The sequence below is a fragment of the Anabaena sp. 4-3 genome, assembly GCF_001597745.1.
Classification (GTDB): domain Bacteria; phylum Cyanobacteriota; class Cyanobacteriia; order Cyanobacteriales; family Nostocaceae; genus Trichormus.
In genome coordinates, this window is sequence record NZ_LUHJ01000026.1 from 259,491 (window position 1) to 274,939 (window position 15,449).

11 protein-coding genes are annotated in these 15,449 nt (G+C 41.2%); 4 read left to right on the forward strand and 7 right to left on the reverse strand.

Annotated elements, in window-relative coordinates:
- Positions 1-24: 24 nt before the first annotated feature.
- Positions 25-168, forward strand: a complete 144-nt coding sequence (locus A3775_RS24600; RefSeq protein ID WP_197480107.1) for a hypothetical protein — start codon at positions 25-27, stop codon at positions 166-168.
- Positions 169-386: 218 nt separating this feature from the next.
- Here the strand turns inward: A3775_RS24600 and A3775_RS07740 are convergent, their stop codons facing one another.
- From A3775_RS07740 to A3775_RS07755, 4 genes are all read right to left on the reverse strand, one after another.
- Entirely contained in the window at positions 387-962 is a 576-nt protein-coding gene (locus A3775_RS07740) for a Uma2 family endonuclease (RefSeq protein ID WP_066424423.1), read from the reverse strand.
- Positions 963-1,112: 150 nt separating this feature from the next.
- Positions 1,113-1,952, reverse strand: coding sequence for a TdeIII family type II restriction endonuclease (locus A3775_RS23470; protein WP_082803695.1), 840 nt, complete (start codon positions 1,950-1,952; stop codon positions 1,113-1,115).
- A gap of 14 nt (positions 1,953-1,966) precedes the next feature.
- A complete protein-coding gene (locus tag A3775_RS07750; protein ID WP_231866963.1) occupies positions 1,967-3,397 on the reverse strand; it encodes a DNA cytosine methyltransferase in 1,431 nt (476 codons plus the stop codon).
- Positions 3,398-3,416: 19 nt separating this feature from the next.
- Positions 3,417-7,403 (reverse strand): magnesium chelatase subunit H, encoded by a 3,987-nt coding sequence (locus A3775_RS07755; RefSeq protein ID WP_066424425.1) that lies wholly within the window; start codon positions 7,401-7,403, stop codon positions 3,417-3,419.
- A gap of 332 nt (positions 7,404-7,735) precedes the next feature.
- On the opposite strand from A3775_RS07755, the gene A3775_RS07760 reads away from it, so the two are divergent.
- A complete protein-coding gene (locus tag A3775_RS07760; RefSeq protein ID WP_066424427.1) occupies positions 7,736-8,998 on the forward strand; it encodes a lipid-A-disaccharide synthase in 1,263 nt (420 codons plus the stop codon).
- Positions 8,999-9,137: 139 nt separating this feature from the next.
- Here A3775_RS07760 and A3775_RS07765 read toward each other — a convergent pair whose 3' ends face one another.
- Positions 9,138-9,521: a hypothetical protein gene (locus tag A3775_RS07765; protein ID WP_066377839.1), complete on the reverse strand. Its 384-nt coding sequence runs from the start codon at positions 9,519-9,521 to the stop codon at positions 9,138-9,140.
- A gap of 873 nt (positions 9,522-10,394) precedes the next feature.
- On the opposite strand from A3775_RS07765, the gene A3775_RS07770 reads away from it, so the two are divergent.
- Positions 10,395-11,093, forward strand: coding sequence for a M23 family metallopeptidase (locus tag A3775_RS07770; RefSeq protein ID WP_066424428.1), 699 nt, complete (start codon positions 10,395-10,397; stop codon positions 11,091-11,093).
- Positions 11,094-11,174: 81 nt separating this feature from the next.
- Here the strand turns inward: A3775_RS07770 and ftsH are convergent, their stop codons facing one another.
- Positions 11,175-13,070 (reverse strand): ATP-dependent zinc metalloprotease FtsH, encoded by a 1,896-nt coding sequence (ftsH, locus tag A3775_RS07775; protein ID WP_066377842.1) that lies wholly within the window; start codon positions 13,068-13,070, stop codon positions 11,175-11,177.
- Positions 13,071-13,377: 307 nt separating this feature from the next.
- Between ftsH and A3775_RS07780 the strand changes: the two genes are divergently transcribed.
- Positions 13,378-13,923, forward strand: a complete 546-nt coding sequence (locus tag A3775_RS07780; RefSeq protein ID WP_066377847.1) for an NADPH-dependent FMN reductase — start codon at positions 13,378-13,380, stop codon at positions 13,921-13,923.
- Between the two features lie 88 nt (positions 13,924-14,011).
- On the opposite strand, the gene A3775_RS07785 is transcribed toward A3775_RS07780, so the two are convergent.
- Positions 14,012-15,133, reverse strand: coding sequence for a ferrochelatase (locus A3775_RS07785; RefSeq protein WP_066377850.1), 1,122 nt, complete (start codon positions 15,131-15,133; stop codon positions 14,012-14,014).
- Positions 15,134-15,449 lie beyond the last annotated feature (316 nt).

Here is a 15,449-nt window from a genome sequence, read left to right on the forward strand (position 1 = left end):
GCAGTATTATCAAGGAAGAAAACTATGAAAGCAGAATATGATTTTTCACAAGCTGAACAAGGTAAGTTTTACCATCCTGATGCAACGTTTCATTATCCGATTTCCCTTGAACCAGATGTTGATAATTTTTTCAAGAAAGTTGCTCAAGAGAAAAATATTGATGTGTAAATTTTAGTGAATGAATGGTTGAGAAATAATATTAAATTAATTGAAAGTATTCAGGAAAAGCAATAAAAGCAATTACACTCTACAACACCCCCAACCAGCGATACCTACGGTAAGCTACGCGATCGCACTCCACAACACACCCAACAGCGATCGCTGATATTATGATTGCACAGTAGGCGATACCTTTGGTAAGCTACGCCAACGCCTGACCAAATAAATTACCAAATCTTTGCTAATTCCAATACAAAACCCTTTAAAATGTCTTCGCCTGATATGGTTGGAGGAGATTCCAAAACCTCAACCTCTTTTCCTTGTCGATAAATCTCAACTTGACGATATTTACGATTAATTAACAAACCTAAACTTACACCATTATCTAAATATTCCCTCATCTTTTCTTGTGCAGCCTTCAAACTATCACTAGGTGAAAGTAACTCAATTACAAAATCAGGACAAACAGGAGGGAACTTTTCCTTTTGTTCATCTGTTAAAGTATTCCATCTTTGTAACTTTATCCAAGCAGCATCAGGAGAACGGTCTGCACCATTAGGCAACTTAAAGCAAGTTGAAGAATCAAAAGCGATGCCAGTACCATCAGCATCAGTCCAATTCATTAATTGTTGAGTAATTCTCGCATTTTTATTCCCTGTTTCTCCCCCCGTAGGCGGCATAATAATTAATTCTCCAGTTGCGCTGCGTTCAAATTTTAAGTCCCGATTTGCTTGACATAGATTAAAAAATTGCTCATCTGTCAGTTCCAATACTGGTTTAAGATTGACTGTGAAAGTATTCATAGTGATATTCCAGATTGAATATTAAAGCAGCAATTTTAACTACCTTACATACTATTCTATATTCCATTACCCCGTGAGCAATGAGCGATCGCACTCCACACTCCCAAAAGCGATACCTACGGTAAGCTACCCCTAACGCACTTCCCCATTCTAAAATCCAAAAGCTAGAGCATCAAGCATATATTTACTTTTTTCCCGTCCTACTTCTAGATAAATTTCTAGCAGTTCCTCATAAGCAGTTTCTCCCCCTAAAATATTCCAAAAGTCATTTCCCATAACTACAGCCTCATCAAAAGGTAAATAATTTTTTGCATATGTCCATTTATAATGAGCTTTGGTTGCACCATAAGGATTATAGGGCATTGCATAATAGGCTTTTATTTGGGGACGGTTTGCACCGCACAGTACATGAAATCTAAGTAGACGTTGTAAAACTTCTAAACATTGCCCTTTGTTTGGTTTAGGAGCTTTAATCTCAAATAAGAATTCTGTGCGATCTTTCGCCAGAATATAAAGATCAGCGCGAACTATCTTTGTTTCTAAATCATCAGTACGTCTTGCATTAAGGACTGCTGTTATCATCTCCTCGAAAGTTGGCTTTTTTTGTTTTTTCTCAGCAGCAGATTCGTAATTTTGTTTTTGAAGTTCAGCTTCTGCAAAAGCAGCATTACTGACTTCCGCTTTAATATCATAACCTCGACGTACATCTTGATGATGTTCTAAAGCAATTAAGCGAGCGCATTCTTCAAGAGAATTTCCCAATCTGGTACTCAAGCCACGCTCAAATTGATTGATACGTATTAATTCTGGTGGTATAAGAGCGGCTTGAAATGGCTTTAGTTCTCCATTAGATGAATATCTTGATAGATACTCTAATGCGCTAGTAGGCTTTAAAATTGTACGTCCTTTATATTCATCTATTAGACCATGAATAAATCCTTCTAAATAACCTTTAATGGCTATACGAGTATTTAAACTAATAGCTACCATAGTTAAAATTAAACCTATATAATTATTTTTAACAAAGCTTTTGCTAAATGATAGACTACAGGAACTGAGACAGCATTACCAAATTGATGCTTGGCTGTAGTTTCATTATCTGCAATTTTAAAACTTTCGGGAAATCCTTGTAATCTTGCATAATCTTGTGCAGTTAAAAGTTTATATTTATTTTTTAGATAAATTTCTTGAATAAATTTTTGCTTATATATTTCTGGTTTTTCACATTCTATAGATATAGTAGCTACATAATCTTTTGTGCCAGTAGCGGTTAAAGTTCCAATAGCATCAGCATGAGGTAAATATATTTTAGAAATTCCGTTAATACCTGAAGAAATTTTAGAATTTACAAATTCATACCCCTTATCCTCAACAAGACGTAGAATATTTTTATCTACTAAGCTATTGACTTCTTCAAGTTTTAAACTAGGAATCAAAGGTTGTAATACTTCAAATTTTAAAGGATTACCATCTTTAGGTCCATAAACTTTTTTTCTTCTATTTCTCAAGATTGTTTGACAAATGAGCTTTTCTTTAGGACTTGTTTCTATTAATTCCCAAGAATGAATAGTAGTATGTCCATTTCTGATATCAGCAAAAGTAAAAAAATCATTCAATTCATCGATTTTTTGAAATCTCCCTCTAGAAGCCGGAATTTTACCATCAGGATATAAAATTTCTGGTGGAAATTTCTTTTTCGGATAATTACTACATTGAACCCCCGGAATTACATCACAAAGTTTTATCTTTTTATTTAGTGATTGAGGAAAAGTATAACCCCAGCAGTTATCAAGGTCATTTCTAATACCAACAATAAATATCCTATCTCTATCTTGGGGTAAACCAAAGTCATAGGAATTTATCACCTGATATTTAATTACATAGCCAGATGCTGTCAGATGATTAATTATATACTCTAGACTGGCTTTGTTTCTTGGTTCAGCTAAACCTTTAACATTCTCAAATATAAATGCTTTTGGTTGGCTATTTTTTACTAATCGAAAAACATCTAACCATAATTTACCCCTTGGATCTTCTAATCCTTGTAATTTTCCTGCTATAGACCAAGGTTGGCAGGGAACACCACCAACTATCACATCTATTTCAAAAGGCAAATGATTTAAATTAGTAATATCTCCTAAATATATTTCATGATTATTCGTATCTTTAATAAAATTTTTTTGATAAATTTTAATAGCTTCTTTATCAATTTCTGAATATCCTAAACAAATTCCTCCTAATTCTTCCAGAGGAATTCTAAACCCTCCTATACCAGAAAATAAGTCTACAAATGTAAATTTTGATTGGACAACTATGGTATTAACTGGTTCAAACAATTGAAACAATTCTAACTGTTGAGCATAAACACCTGTTTCTATTTTTTTGCTTTTGAGCATAACCGATTCAGAAATAAGACAGCAAATTAAGGCAGGCATAATACCTGCCCTAAAATAACTATTCTATACCCTCAATTCGGTCTTCAACTTCTTGGTACAACTCGCGGAGGCGGTCTAAATTCTCCTCGCTAGTTTCCCAATAACCGCGACCATTCACTTCCAACAAAGTGGAAACCATCTTGCGGAAAGAATGGGGGTTGAGGTTCATCAACCGTTTTTGCATTTCTTCATCTTTGATGAAGGTTTCGTTCGCATCCTCATAAATCCAGTTGTCCACAGCACCAGCTGTTGCACTCCAACCCATTGTATTCACCAACCGCTTGGAGAGTTCGCGCACACCTTCGTAACCGTGAGACAGCATCCCCTCATACCACTTGGGATTTAACAATTTGGTACGGGCATCTAAGCGCACTGTTTCTGATAATGTGCGGACTTGGGCGTTAGCTGTGGTGGTGTCGGCTATGTAAGATGCTGGTGTCTTACCATCTCCACGCAGAGTTGACACAAGCTTGGTGGGGTCTGAGTCGAAGTAGTGGGATACGTCGGTCAAGCTGATCTCGGAAGAATCCAGGTTTTGGAAAGTCGCATCAGCAGTTTTCAGGGTGCTTTCAAAAATCTGGCGGGATTGTTCCATCATACCGGGGTTATCGGCACTGAAAGCAAAGGACTTACGGGTGAGGTACATTTCTTGTAACTCAGCTTCGCTTTCCCAGGTGCTGTTTTCTACCGCCAAGTTGATGTTAGAGGAGTAAGAACCAGAAGCATTCGAGAAAACACGGGTGGCTGCTTGTCTGAGGTTAATTCCCAATTCCTCAGCTTGTTGCATGGCGTGTTTGCGGACAAAATTCATTTCTGTGGGTTCATCCGCTTCCGCAGCCATCTTCACAGCTTGGTCTAGTAGGTTCATCTGGTTGATGAACAAGTCGCGGAATACACCAGAACAGTTGATTACAACGTCAATTCTGGGTCTTCCTAATTCTTCTAAGGGAATTAACTCCAACTTGTTCACCCGTCCCAAAGCATCGGGAACCGGACGCACACCCACCATCCACATGATTTGTGCTAGTGATTCGCCGTAGGTTTTGATGTTATCTGTTCCCCAGAGAACACAGGCGATGGTTTCGGGCCAATTACCGTTGTTTTCGGCTTTGTTCCGTGCCAAAAGTCTATCTACAACGATTTTAGCTGATTGTACTGCCGCAGATGTAGGAATGGCTTGGGGGTCGAGGGCGTGAATGTTTTTACCTGTGGGCAGTACATCCGGGTTACGGATGGGGTCGCCACCAGGGCCGGGTAGAATGTATTCGCCTTCTAAACCTTTGAGTAATGCACCGAGTTCGTTGTCTGCACAAACTTGTTGTAAACAGAATTCTAAATACTCAAACAGAGGTTTCAACGCTGAAGCATCAACTTTGGGATAACCTGCTTGAAGCAGTGCTTCTACCCAAGGTTCTTTTTTGCCCATGTTGAAGAAATTCAACTTGGAAACTAAAGAAACCCGTCCTTCCGCGTCGGTTTGTTCTTGTACCAAGGCGCGAACAGCAGCGCGAGTTGCTAGGGTGATGTCTTGCAGCAGCTGGACATCTTCTAATACGCCTCGATCGCTGTTTTGGTAAATTTCGTCAATGTCGCGCCCTACGCTGTTGGCAATAATGCGGGGTAAGCTTTGAATTTCTTCTTCTTGACGGTCTAAGCTGGCAATGTTTACCAGAGTTGCGATCGCTTCCTCTGCACTTGGGGGTTTACCAATGACGTGCAAACCACAAGGCAATAACCGAGATTCAATTTCCATCAACTTGCGGTAGACGCTGCCGACAATATTATCCCGTTCTTCTGGGGTCATATCTTTGGCATCAATTTCTGGCAAGTCGATGTCTTTATCTAGGTTCACCATCCGGCATTTATCCATGATGGTGTTGACAATGGGGATACCGCGACCGCTATCTTTTAAGGTTTGGTAAGAACCGATTAACTCGCTGAGTTCTTTCAAACCTTTGTATAAACCTGCGTTTTCTGCGGGTGGTGTGAGGTAAGAAATTGTCTCGGCGTAACTGCGGCGTTTGGCAATTGTCGCTTCGCTGGGGTTGTTGGCGGCGTAGTAGTACAGGTTGGGAATTGTGCCGATTAAGTTATCGGGGTAACATTCGCCTGACATCCCCATTTGCTTACCGGGCATGAATTCCAAAGAGCCATGAGTACCAAAGTGTAGTACCGCATCAGCACCCCAAATTCTTTCTAGGTAGGTGTAGTAAGCTGCAAAGCCGTGATGAGGGCTGGCGGAACGGGAGAACAACAACCGCATGGGGTCGCCTTCATAACCAAAGGTGGGCTGAACACCAATGAAGACGTTACCGAATTGCTTACCGTAAACTAAGAGGTTTTGTCCGTCGCTGTTGAGGTGTCCTGGTGGTGGCCCCCAGTTTTCTTCTAGGCGTTGGGAATAAGGTGTGAGTGCTTCGTATTCTGGCACTGACATCTTATAAGCAATGTTGAGTTCGGGGCTAGCGTACTGTGCCTGTGCGTCGTGGATGACTTGTTCCATCAACTCTTTCGCGTTTTCTGGTAAGTCTTGCACGTCGTAGCCGTTGTTTCTCAATGCTTTCAAGACTTCGTAGATAGAACCGAAGACATCTAGGTAAGCGGCTGTACCTACGTTGCCTTTATCGGGGGGGAAGCTGAAAACGGTGATGGCAACTTTTTTGTTAAGTTTGGGTTTGCGGCGGAGGTTAGCCCATTTTAAGGCACGTTGCGCTACGGCTTCGATGCGGTCTTGTAGGGCGATCGCTTTCCCGGTTGCCCCATCTCTACCCGATAATATAATCGGTTCAATCGCTCCATCTAATTCGGGTATGGCAATTTGCAATGCTACCTGAATCGGATGTAAGCCTAAATCGCTATCTAACCACTCTTCGGTAGTCTGGAATACTAAAGGCAAGGCCACCATATAAGGACGGTTGAGGCGTTTGAGTGCATCAATTGCCTTGGGATGGTCTTGTCTAGCGGGGCCGCCTACTAGGGCAAAACCTGTTAAAGATATTACCGCATCAACTAAGGGTGCTTTGGTAGTTGGTTCGTAGAAGTAAGCATCCACAGGCTTGGAGAAATCCAAACCACCTGCAAATACTGGTACTACTCTCGCACCGAGGGCTTCCAATTCTTGCACCATCGCTACGTAATGGGCATCATCCCCGGTAACTAGGTGAGTGCGTTGTAAGACTAACCCAACACAGGGGGCTAAGGGGTCTTTTAAATCACTGGAGATGTCTTTGCGGGCTGTGTACCAGTTGAGATATTCTCTAACATCCTCAAACATGGTAGTTGACAAAGGATGCCAAATACCCATGTCGGGGTACACAACTGGTGCTTGATATGCCAGCGATGTAATATTTTGTTTTTCTACTTTATCTAATACGTATTTATCAGCGAGCATCAGCAAGAAGTTTTCCAGGTTTTCTGGTGAACCTCCCAGCCAATACTGGAAGCTCAACATAAAATTGCGAGCATCTTGGGCTTTTTCCACGGGTAAAAACTTCAGCACCTGCGGTAAAGTCCGCAACAGCTTCAGCATCCCATCTTGGAAACCAGCCCCGGATTTTTCCTTGCGTTTCCGCATGAATTGGGCGATCGCACTCTTCGATTGTCCCAACTGTGCCAAGGAAAAGCTGCCCATTTTGTTCAGGCGCATCACCTCTGGCATGGAGGGAAATACAACAGCCACATCCAGGCGATCGCGATATGGTTCAACTGCTGTAACTACTTTCTGTGCTAAGTCTTCGATGAAAATCAATGAGGCAATAAAAACATTGGCACTCTCCATATCCCGCTTAAACTCTTCATAGTTTTCCGGGTCTCTGAGTTCCTCAATTAAATACCCACTGATTTCAATTGCCAGATTAGGATTGTTTGAGTTAATCGCGCGAACCGCTTGCGACAGTGCGCTCTGGTACTGGGACTCAAGCACGACATAGACCACCTTAATTAAATTACGTCCGCCTAGGTTATCAGGCGCAATGTGTCTAATGGTGGACTTGACGTGGGTGAACATGCTTCCTCGGCTCCTTTGATGCGTGTTCTCTAGTGAATTTGCTTGGCGACTTTTTGCCGCAAAACATTAGTTCTTATGTTCGGCAATATGTGATTTTTATCAGAAAAACCCTACCAAATGGGCATTTTAACGGCTATCTGACACAAATCGATATAAAAATCGCAAAATTTATTAACAAACATTAACTAATAATAAGAGCAAATGCTCACTATTTGTAACAAAAAATTAACATTTATGAGTAGCGTTTGGGTAGTAGGCAGTAGAGTAGACAATGGATCAGAGGGGCAGGGGCGCAGGGGAGTAGGGGGAGAAAAACTAATGACCAATGACCAATGACTAAATTCGACATCCTGATTCTTTCCAATGGCCCTGGTGAGCTGACAACCTGGGTGCGTCCAGTAGTTAAGGCTTTGCGGCAAAAACTCGGTAATAACCGTGACGAGGTGAGGATTTCCGTAGTGTTATCACCTTGTCCTCATGCCAGTGGCAAAGAAGCAGCGATCGCCCTTTCTTTCCCAGAAGTAGACCGAGTACAATCAGCAGAGCATTTTTGGCAATTTTTGCTATGGGGCAGAACTGCGGAAAATTGGGAATGGAGTCATCAAGGTGTAGTTGTTTTCTTAGGTGGCGACCAAATTTTTCCGGTAATCATCGGCAAAAAGCTGGGATATCGCACAGTAGTTTACGCCGAGTGGGAAGCCCGATGGCATAATTTAATTGACCGCTTCGCAGTCATGAAACCAGCAGTTGCGGCTAAAGTCTCCCCCAAATACGCCGACAAATTTACCGTCGTGGGCGACTTAATGCTAGAAGCCCAATCCCCAATCCCCAATCCCCAATCCCCAATCCCCAATCCCCAATCCCCAATCATCGGCATTTTACCCGGTTCAAAACCAGCAAAATTAGCCCAAGGAGTGCCGCTAACTTTAGCCATTGCCGAACACATCCACGGAAAAATACCAGACACTAAGTTTGTGATTCCCGTCGCCCCAACTTTGGATTTACAAACTCTAGCCAGTTTTGCCGATTCCCAAAAAAACCCGTTTCTCGAAACATTTAAATTTTCTGGTGCTTCCTTAGTTGTCTCAGCACAAAGTCATCAATACCCGCTACTGAGAACAGCTAAAGGATTAAATGTAGAGCTACACCAAGAAAATCCTGCCTATAACTTATTATCGCATTGTTCTATCTGCTTAACTACCGTCGGAGCGAACACCGCCGAGTTAGGTGCTTTGGGTGTGCCAATGATTGTGTTGCTACCCACTCAACAACTTGATGCGATGCGTTCTTGGGATGGTTTACCAGGGTTACTCGCTAATTTACCAGGGGTAGGTTCTACCTTTGCCAAAATCATTAATTGGCTGTTTCTCAGACGCAAAGGTTTATTAGCATGGCCAAATATCTGGGCAAAAGCAGAGATAGTTCCAGAACTTGTCGGAAAACTCGAAGCTGAAACAGTCGGAGAAATGGTTTTAGACTTTTTGGCTCATCCAGAGAAATTAGAAGAAATACGAACTAACCTAAGAAACGCCAGAGGCGAAAGCGGCGCAGCCGAGAAAATGGCGCAAATTGTCACTGAGGAAATTGGTAAGTAGGGAGTAGGGGAGCAGGGGAGATTTTTCCCAAAAATTCTTTAATTTTGAATTTTGCGAAAAGTTCTGTAGGCGGGTTTCCCGCCGTAGGAAACTTTTCAAGACGAATTTTGAATTTTGAATTGGTATGACTAATGACTAATTAATCAGACTGCCCATCTCTACGCCCTAGTTCATAAATACCGCAACCCATACAGGCAAGTATACCTGTACTAATTGCCCAACTGCGTCCTAAACTGATTTCAACTCCCCAGTTACATAATGCCCCAATTACCAAAAACGGCACTATACTAAACAGTGAGGCGTAAAAGGCGTTTTGCGATTCTCTGGCTTTGCGCGTTTTTTCAAATTCTGACTGGCTAGTATACAGCGATCGCTCGGCAAAGTTAAACCATCGGTTGAGTTGTTCGATTACCCATTCACTCACCGGGAAGAAACCTAAGTATAACGCCAAAGACCACAAACTCGCTCCGGCGATCGCCACAGTATCTAATTCAAAACGGAAAGGTAATATTTCAGTCAGCATAGCTTGGTTGCGTCCTGCACAGGGTCAACTTGACTCATCATCGAGCTTCAATTAACCTATTCCGTCATTTTACGCCTAAAACATCACAAGATTTTAATTACTTAACAACTATCCCGTTAGGCAGCTTATCTTAATTCTATATAATTTATCTAAATATAATTATACATAATCATACGTGTCACTGCGGTATCATCAATCATCAACCCTGACCATCTTTTACAGCAGTTTCCTAAGTTATGAGGTACAAGGTTAACAGGCAGGATGCCTGTTCCACAAGGGTTTTATGATTTCAGTTTGTACCTCACTAAGATGAAATATGCTGTATATTATGTCTGCCAGTTTTTTTGTTATCTAAAATACATTTTTTCTCTAAATTAAGTATATACGTAAAACAGTATCTATCCTGAAAACTGATACATTGATGGAATAGCTTAGTAGTTAGAGGCAAAGTATACTATAAACACCTCTGCGAAACTCTACTTGAGAATGTAGAGACGTTGTATGCAACTTCTCTACAAGTTCCCAGCATTCCCTTATACGCAAGGTCTGGGGGTGATATTTTTTAAATGTTAATTATAGCAATAGATTTGATAGGTAATTCTAATGATACCAAGCATTTGAAATATGCTACTTTTACCAAGATTCGGCTAAAAAAAATCAATTTGACAGTGTAAACCCTTATGTCGTAAGCTAATTTCTTGAAAATCTCAATATTTCTACTGAAATCTTTGTAATGCCAAGATTGGCAAATAGTGATAAAACACAATTTTTCACTAATAAATTTGAATTTTGGTTATAGATTTACTTTGGTATTTGTGAAATTTTCAACAAGTAAGAATTGATTATATTTAATTGGCTTGAGGAATAAAAATAATGAATAAGCAGCAACAAAAAAAAGTTTTTTCTGGAGTCAAACTATTAATTTTATGTTTAAGTATTTTTAGTTGTATAACTGTATTACCGCAAATAGAAACTGTTAGAGCCAGAGAAACAAGGTCAAATAAAACAGCAACAAGTAGCGGTTGGTTAGCTGCTTCTTTTCCAGTAGAGAATTTTCAAGCTTATACATCAGCCTTTGGGTATCGTCGTTCTGCAACTGGTGGTAATAATTGGGAATTTCACAATGGTTTAGATATTGCTGCACCACAAGGTAGTTACATTCGTAATTGGTGGGGTGGTACTGTAACTAAAGTGAGCGATCGCGGAGCTTGTGGTACTCACATAGTGATAAAATCAGGCAAATGGGAACACACCTATTGTCATTTAGAAGGTTATGTAGAAACCGCCAATGGTAGGCGGTTTATGATTGATCGCGCTGGGGGAATTCAAATATGGGAAGGTCAAACAATTCCCACCGGAGCGAGAATTGGTAGAATTGGGATGACTGGACGCACAACAGGCCCTCACCTGCATTGGATCATGAAGTATGCAAATAACTATGTCGATCCCGCAATGGTGTTAAAAGAAATGTTTAGCCAACAGCAAATAGCTAGAGGTAATGCCAGGTACAGAAATCAGCAGTCGCAAGTCATCATCCAAGACTCACAACGTATTCTTGATGCTGGTTATTAGGACTGGAAGGGATTGGAAGGGACTAGGTAAAAGTTTTTCACCCCTACACCCCTACACCCAACTCCCTACTCCCTGTGTTTCCTAGGATTGAGATACGGCTACCTTTTCATCAATTAATGGTGTATTATTCTCGGCGATGATTTTGCGGAATTCTTCACCATCAATGGTTTCTTTTTCTACCAACAAATCTACAAGTCGCTCTAATAATAGGCGATTTTCTTGCAACAATTCTTTGGCTTTTTGGTAGCAAGTATTGACAATCTCTCGGATTTGTGCATCAATTTTTCCGGCTATTTCCTCAGAATAGTCTGATTTATTCATCCAGTCGCGTCCTAAAAACACCTCTCCACCCTGATTTTCTAAGGAGACTGGCCCTAATTCAGACATACCAAATCTTGTCACCATCTGCCGCGCCATTGATGTCACTTTTTGCAAGTCATCCCCTGCACCTGTGGTAACTTCCGGTTGACCAAAAACAATTTCTTCAGCTGCACGACCTCCCAAAGTAGCTGTAATTCTAGCTTTGATTTGGGAACGGGAAATTAAACCTTGTTCTTCGTTGGGGGTGAACCAAGTTAAACCTTGTGCTTGTCCCCTGGGGATGAGGGTGACTTTCTGTACTGGGTCATGGTCTTTTAATAACGTCCCTATTAAGGCGTGTCCAACTTCATGATAAGCAATCAAGCGTTTGCTTTTGCTGTCTACTAGGGGTGTCCCTTCCATCCCAGCGACTACTCGATCTACAGCATCATCAATTTCTAAAATAGTGATGGCTTCTTTGCGTCTGCGAGCTGTGAGAATTGCGGCTTCATTGAGGAGGTTGGCTAAATCTGCACCTGTGAATCCTGGTGTGCGACGAGCGATCGCATCTAAAGATACACTAGGATCAATCTTTTTATTGCGAGCATGAACTTGCAAAATTTCCAGTCGTCCCTTCAAATCAGGTGCATCCACTATCACCTGTCTGTCAAAACGACCGGGACGCAACAACGCCGCATCTAAGACATCGGGACGGTTAGTAGCCGCAATAATAATAATCCCTGTGTTACCTTCAAAACCATCCATTTCGGTGAGTAACTGGTTGAGGGTTTGCTCTCTCTCGTCGTTACCACCACCGATACCAGCACCTCTTTGTCTACCTACCGCATCGATTTCATCAATAAAGATTAAGCAAGGTGCATTGTCTTTAGCTTTTTTAAATAAATCACGGACGCGGGAAGCACCCACACCCACGAACATTTCTACAAACTCCGAACCGGAGATACTAAAGAACGGTACACCAGCTTCACCAGCGATCGCTTTTGCTAGTAAAGTTTTACCAGTACCCGGAGGCCCGATCAACAGCACACCTTTGGGAATACGTGCGCCCACAGCCGTAAATCTTTCTGGCTGTTTTAAAAAAGTCACAACTTCTTGTAATTCTTCTTTCGCTTCTTCAATACCTGCAACGTCGTCAAACTTTACCCCTGTTTTGGCTTCCATTTGAAAACGCGCTCTCGATTTACCAAAGTTCATAGCTTGGCTGGAAGCATTGGTAGAACGGCGCAAAAACAACAGCATTAAAGCCACTAAGGGCAAAATCCACATCAAGTTAATTAGTAGTCCAACTGCTGCTCTACTATTGGCAGAAGAAACTTCCCCAAAATCTACATTGTTTTCTTTGAGTTGATTAATTAACTCTGGGTTTTGCGCTAACAGCCTCACCTGTATCGGTGGTGTATCTGGCTTCTGCCCTTTTAAATAAACTTTTGCTATCTGTTCAGTTTCGTCTAATTCTACTCTTTTAACCTGTTCTTGATTAATTTTTTGGATTAACTGCCCATAAGTTAGCGAGTCGCGCTCTGCTTTTTGAGCCAAGGCGGGATTACCCCCCAAAATACTCGGCAACATCATCAAACTGGCTGCAACTGCGCTAGTCCAAGCCACACGCTTTGGTGATTGCTGTTTCATCAATGCCTGTTTACCAAAATTTTTCATAACAATTACCCTTTATCTGCTGCCATAGCCGAGCATTTGATTTACCCTACTCTTTTAGCAAAAATTGCCATAACTCGTAGTCACTGCTATCTAATCTAGTCTAACTCCCACTCTCCAAGTCAAAAGATAGATAGCAATATTTAAAAGCAAGGATTCTTTTATTGTGTAACTTTTCATCGTGACTTTTACACTTTTTCTTCCCAATATTCCATCCTCAGTAGTTTGACTGTGGTGACATCAATCGTTAACATAGTAAACATAATCGTAATGACTTCGTTTTTTAGATTTTCTTAACTATAGGTAGATTATGGTGAAAATTGTGGGTATTGGGGGTAGTTTAAGAACCAACTCTTACACCCAGTTAGCTTTGCAGATAGCAGCACAACGCCTAGAAGCTATAGGTGCAGAGGTAGAGATTTTAGACTTAAGACAGCTAAACTTACCATTTTGCAATGGTGATAAAGAGTATCCAGAATATCCCGATGTGCAGCGATTGCGTGATACTGTGAGTAATGCTGATGGATTAATTTTGGCGACACCTGAATATCATGGCGGTGTTAGCGGTGTCTTGAAAAATGCCCTTGATTTAATGAGCTTTGAACAACTGTCAGGGAAAGTTACCGGATTAATTAGTGTACTCGGTGGTCAATCTAATAGCAATGCCTTAAATGATTTGCGTTTGATTGTGCGTTGGGTGCATGGTTGGGTAATTCCAGAGCAAATTGCTATCGGACAAGCTTATGGTGCGTTCAGTCCCGAAGGCAAAATTTTAGATGAAAAACTTTCCCAAAGATTTGATCAATTCGCCCAGAGTTTGGTGGAAAATACTCGCAAGCTGCGAGGAGTAGATTAGACACTGGAGCATGGGAAACATGATGTTTTGTAGTAAGGACTTCAGTCCTGAGAAAATAAGGACTAAAGTCCTTACTACAAACCGGTGTTTAATGATGGTGGTGATGATGGTGGTGATGAATCTCTATATGTGGATTTACTGTTAATCCTTGCTCATTTTGTAACTCAGCAATTTGAGAATTTGCCCACTCTGCCGCCATCGCTAAAAACTCTGGATGGTCGTTAACGCAAGGCATTTGTACATAATCCACATCAGGATAATTTTTTTCTAAAGCGTGTATTATGTGGTGTACATCTAGTAAAGTTTCATGGTTTTCTGTGGCAAAACCAATAGGCATAAAGATGATTGCTTTTGCACCCAATTGAATCAGGTTATTAGCGGCTTGTGTTGCATTGGGTTGCGTCCATTCAATTAGGGGTGTGTCGTGGTTGAGCCAACCTACGGAAATGAGAGGATAACGGTTAATTAACTCCTCCCGCACCAACTCATATAATGCTTGACTTTCCGTAATTCCAGAAGTGAAACCTTTGGCTTTGTGAGGACAACCGTGATTCATTAACACGATACCAATTTGAGAAGGTAAATATGCTGCTGTTAAATCAGCGTTAATTTTCTCCTCAACCAGACGCGCCATTAAATGAATATATTCCGGCTGATTATAGAAAGATGGGATGTAACGTAGTCCTTTTAACCAATGGTTTTCACCTTCAGTTATCTCAGCTAGAGCTTTGTTGACTTGCTCAATCGCAATTCCACTGGTAAAGATAGAATCAACCACCAGTAGAGGATAAATTAGGATTTTATCAAAGCCTTGGTTTTTGATTTCTGCTAAAACTTGGTTTGGTAAAAAAGGAGCGCAGAAGTTAAAAGCTTTGAAGACTTGAACGTTACTACCCCACTTAGCCTGTAGTTGTTGTTCAATTCCAGCCCGTTGTTTTTCAAAGATGGCATTATGAGGGGAGATAAAATCATGATGTTGGTGTCCCCATTCGTGGCGGTCAAATAATGCCAATAATTTTGCTAAAGGTGGATATATCCAGGTAGGAACGGGTGCAAATTTGGCTGTGAGTAGATTTAGAGCCTGTTCGTTATAGTTGGCAAAATCTTCGTAGCTTTCGACTTCACCATAACCCATGAGCAACACCGCTACTCGGTTTTGAGTTGGTAAATGCTCCTGGGTGTTTTGTAATTTTTCCGGTGTGGCAACCACAATGAGTTCCTCAATGTAAACCAGAATAGAAGACAAAATCAACAGCTAGTACATAGCTGGGGTTTTGCCTAATTAGTTATTTATTATCCCATCCCCCCCGATGGGATAACCACCAAATTGACAATAATATATCAAAAGACACATATTAGTGTTATTACTTCATACTGGTGTTAAAAAAGTTTAAGTAGTGAAGACTGGAGAGTGAGGGAGCAGAGGAGCAGGGGGAGTAGGGGAAGCAGGGGAGGCAGGAGATTTTTTGCCCAGAATTCTTTAATTTTGAATTTTGCGAAAAGTTCTGTAGGCGGGTTTCCCGCCG

Excerpts from the sequence above, each read along its gene's own strand:
- A3775_RS07760 (WP_066424427.1), top strand. The coding sequence starts at position 7,736 with ATGACTAAATTCGACATCCTGATTCTTTCCAATGGCCCTGGTGAGCTG.
- A3775_RS07780 (WP_066377847.1), top strand. The coding sequence starts at position 13,378 with ATGGTGAAAATTGTGGGTATTGGGGGTAGTTTAAGAACCAACTCTTAC.
- A3775_RS07755 (WP_066424425.1), bottom strand. The coding sequence starts at position 7,403 with ATGTTCACCCACGTCAAGTCCACCATTAGACACATTGCGCCTGATAAC.
- ftsH (WP_066377842.1), bottom strand. The coding sequence starts at position 13,070 with ATGAAAAATTTTGGTAAACAGGCATTGATGAAACAGCAATCACCAAAG.
- A3775_RS07765 (WP_066377839.1), bottom strand. The coding sequence starts at position 9,521 with ATGCTGACTGAAATATTACCTTTCCGTTTTGAATTAGATACTGTGGCG.
- A3775_RS07770 (WP_066424428.1), top strand. The coding sequence starts at position 10,395 with ATGAATAAGCAGCAACAAAAAAAAGTTTTTTCTGGAGTCAAACTATTA.
- A3775_RS07750 (WP_231866963.1), bottom strand. The coding sequence starts at position 3,397 with ATGCCTGCCTTAATTTGCTGTCTTATTTCTGAATCGGTTATGCTCAAA.
- A3775_RS23470 (WP_082803695.1), bottom strand. The coding sequence starts at position 1,952 with ATGGTAGCTATTAGTTTAAATACTCGTATAGCCATTAAAGGTTATTTA.
- A3775_RS07740 (WP_066424423.1), bottom strand. The coding sequence starts at position 962 with ATGAATACTTTCACAGTCAATCTTAAACCAGTATTGGAACTGACAGAT.
- A3775_RS24600 (WP_197480107.1), top strand. The coding sequence starts at position 25 with ATGAAAGCAGAATATGATTTTTCACAAGCTGAACAAGGTAAGTTTTAC.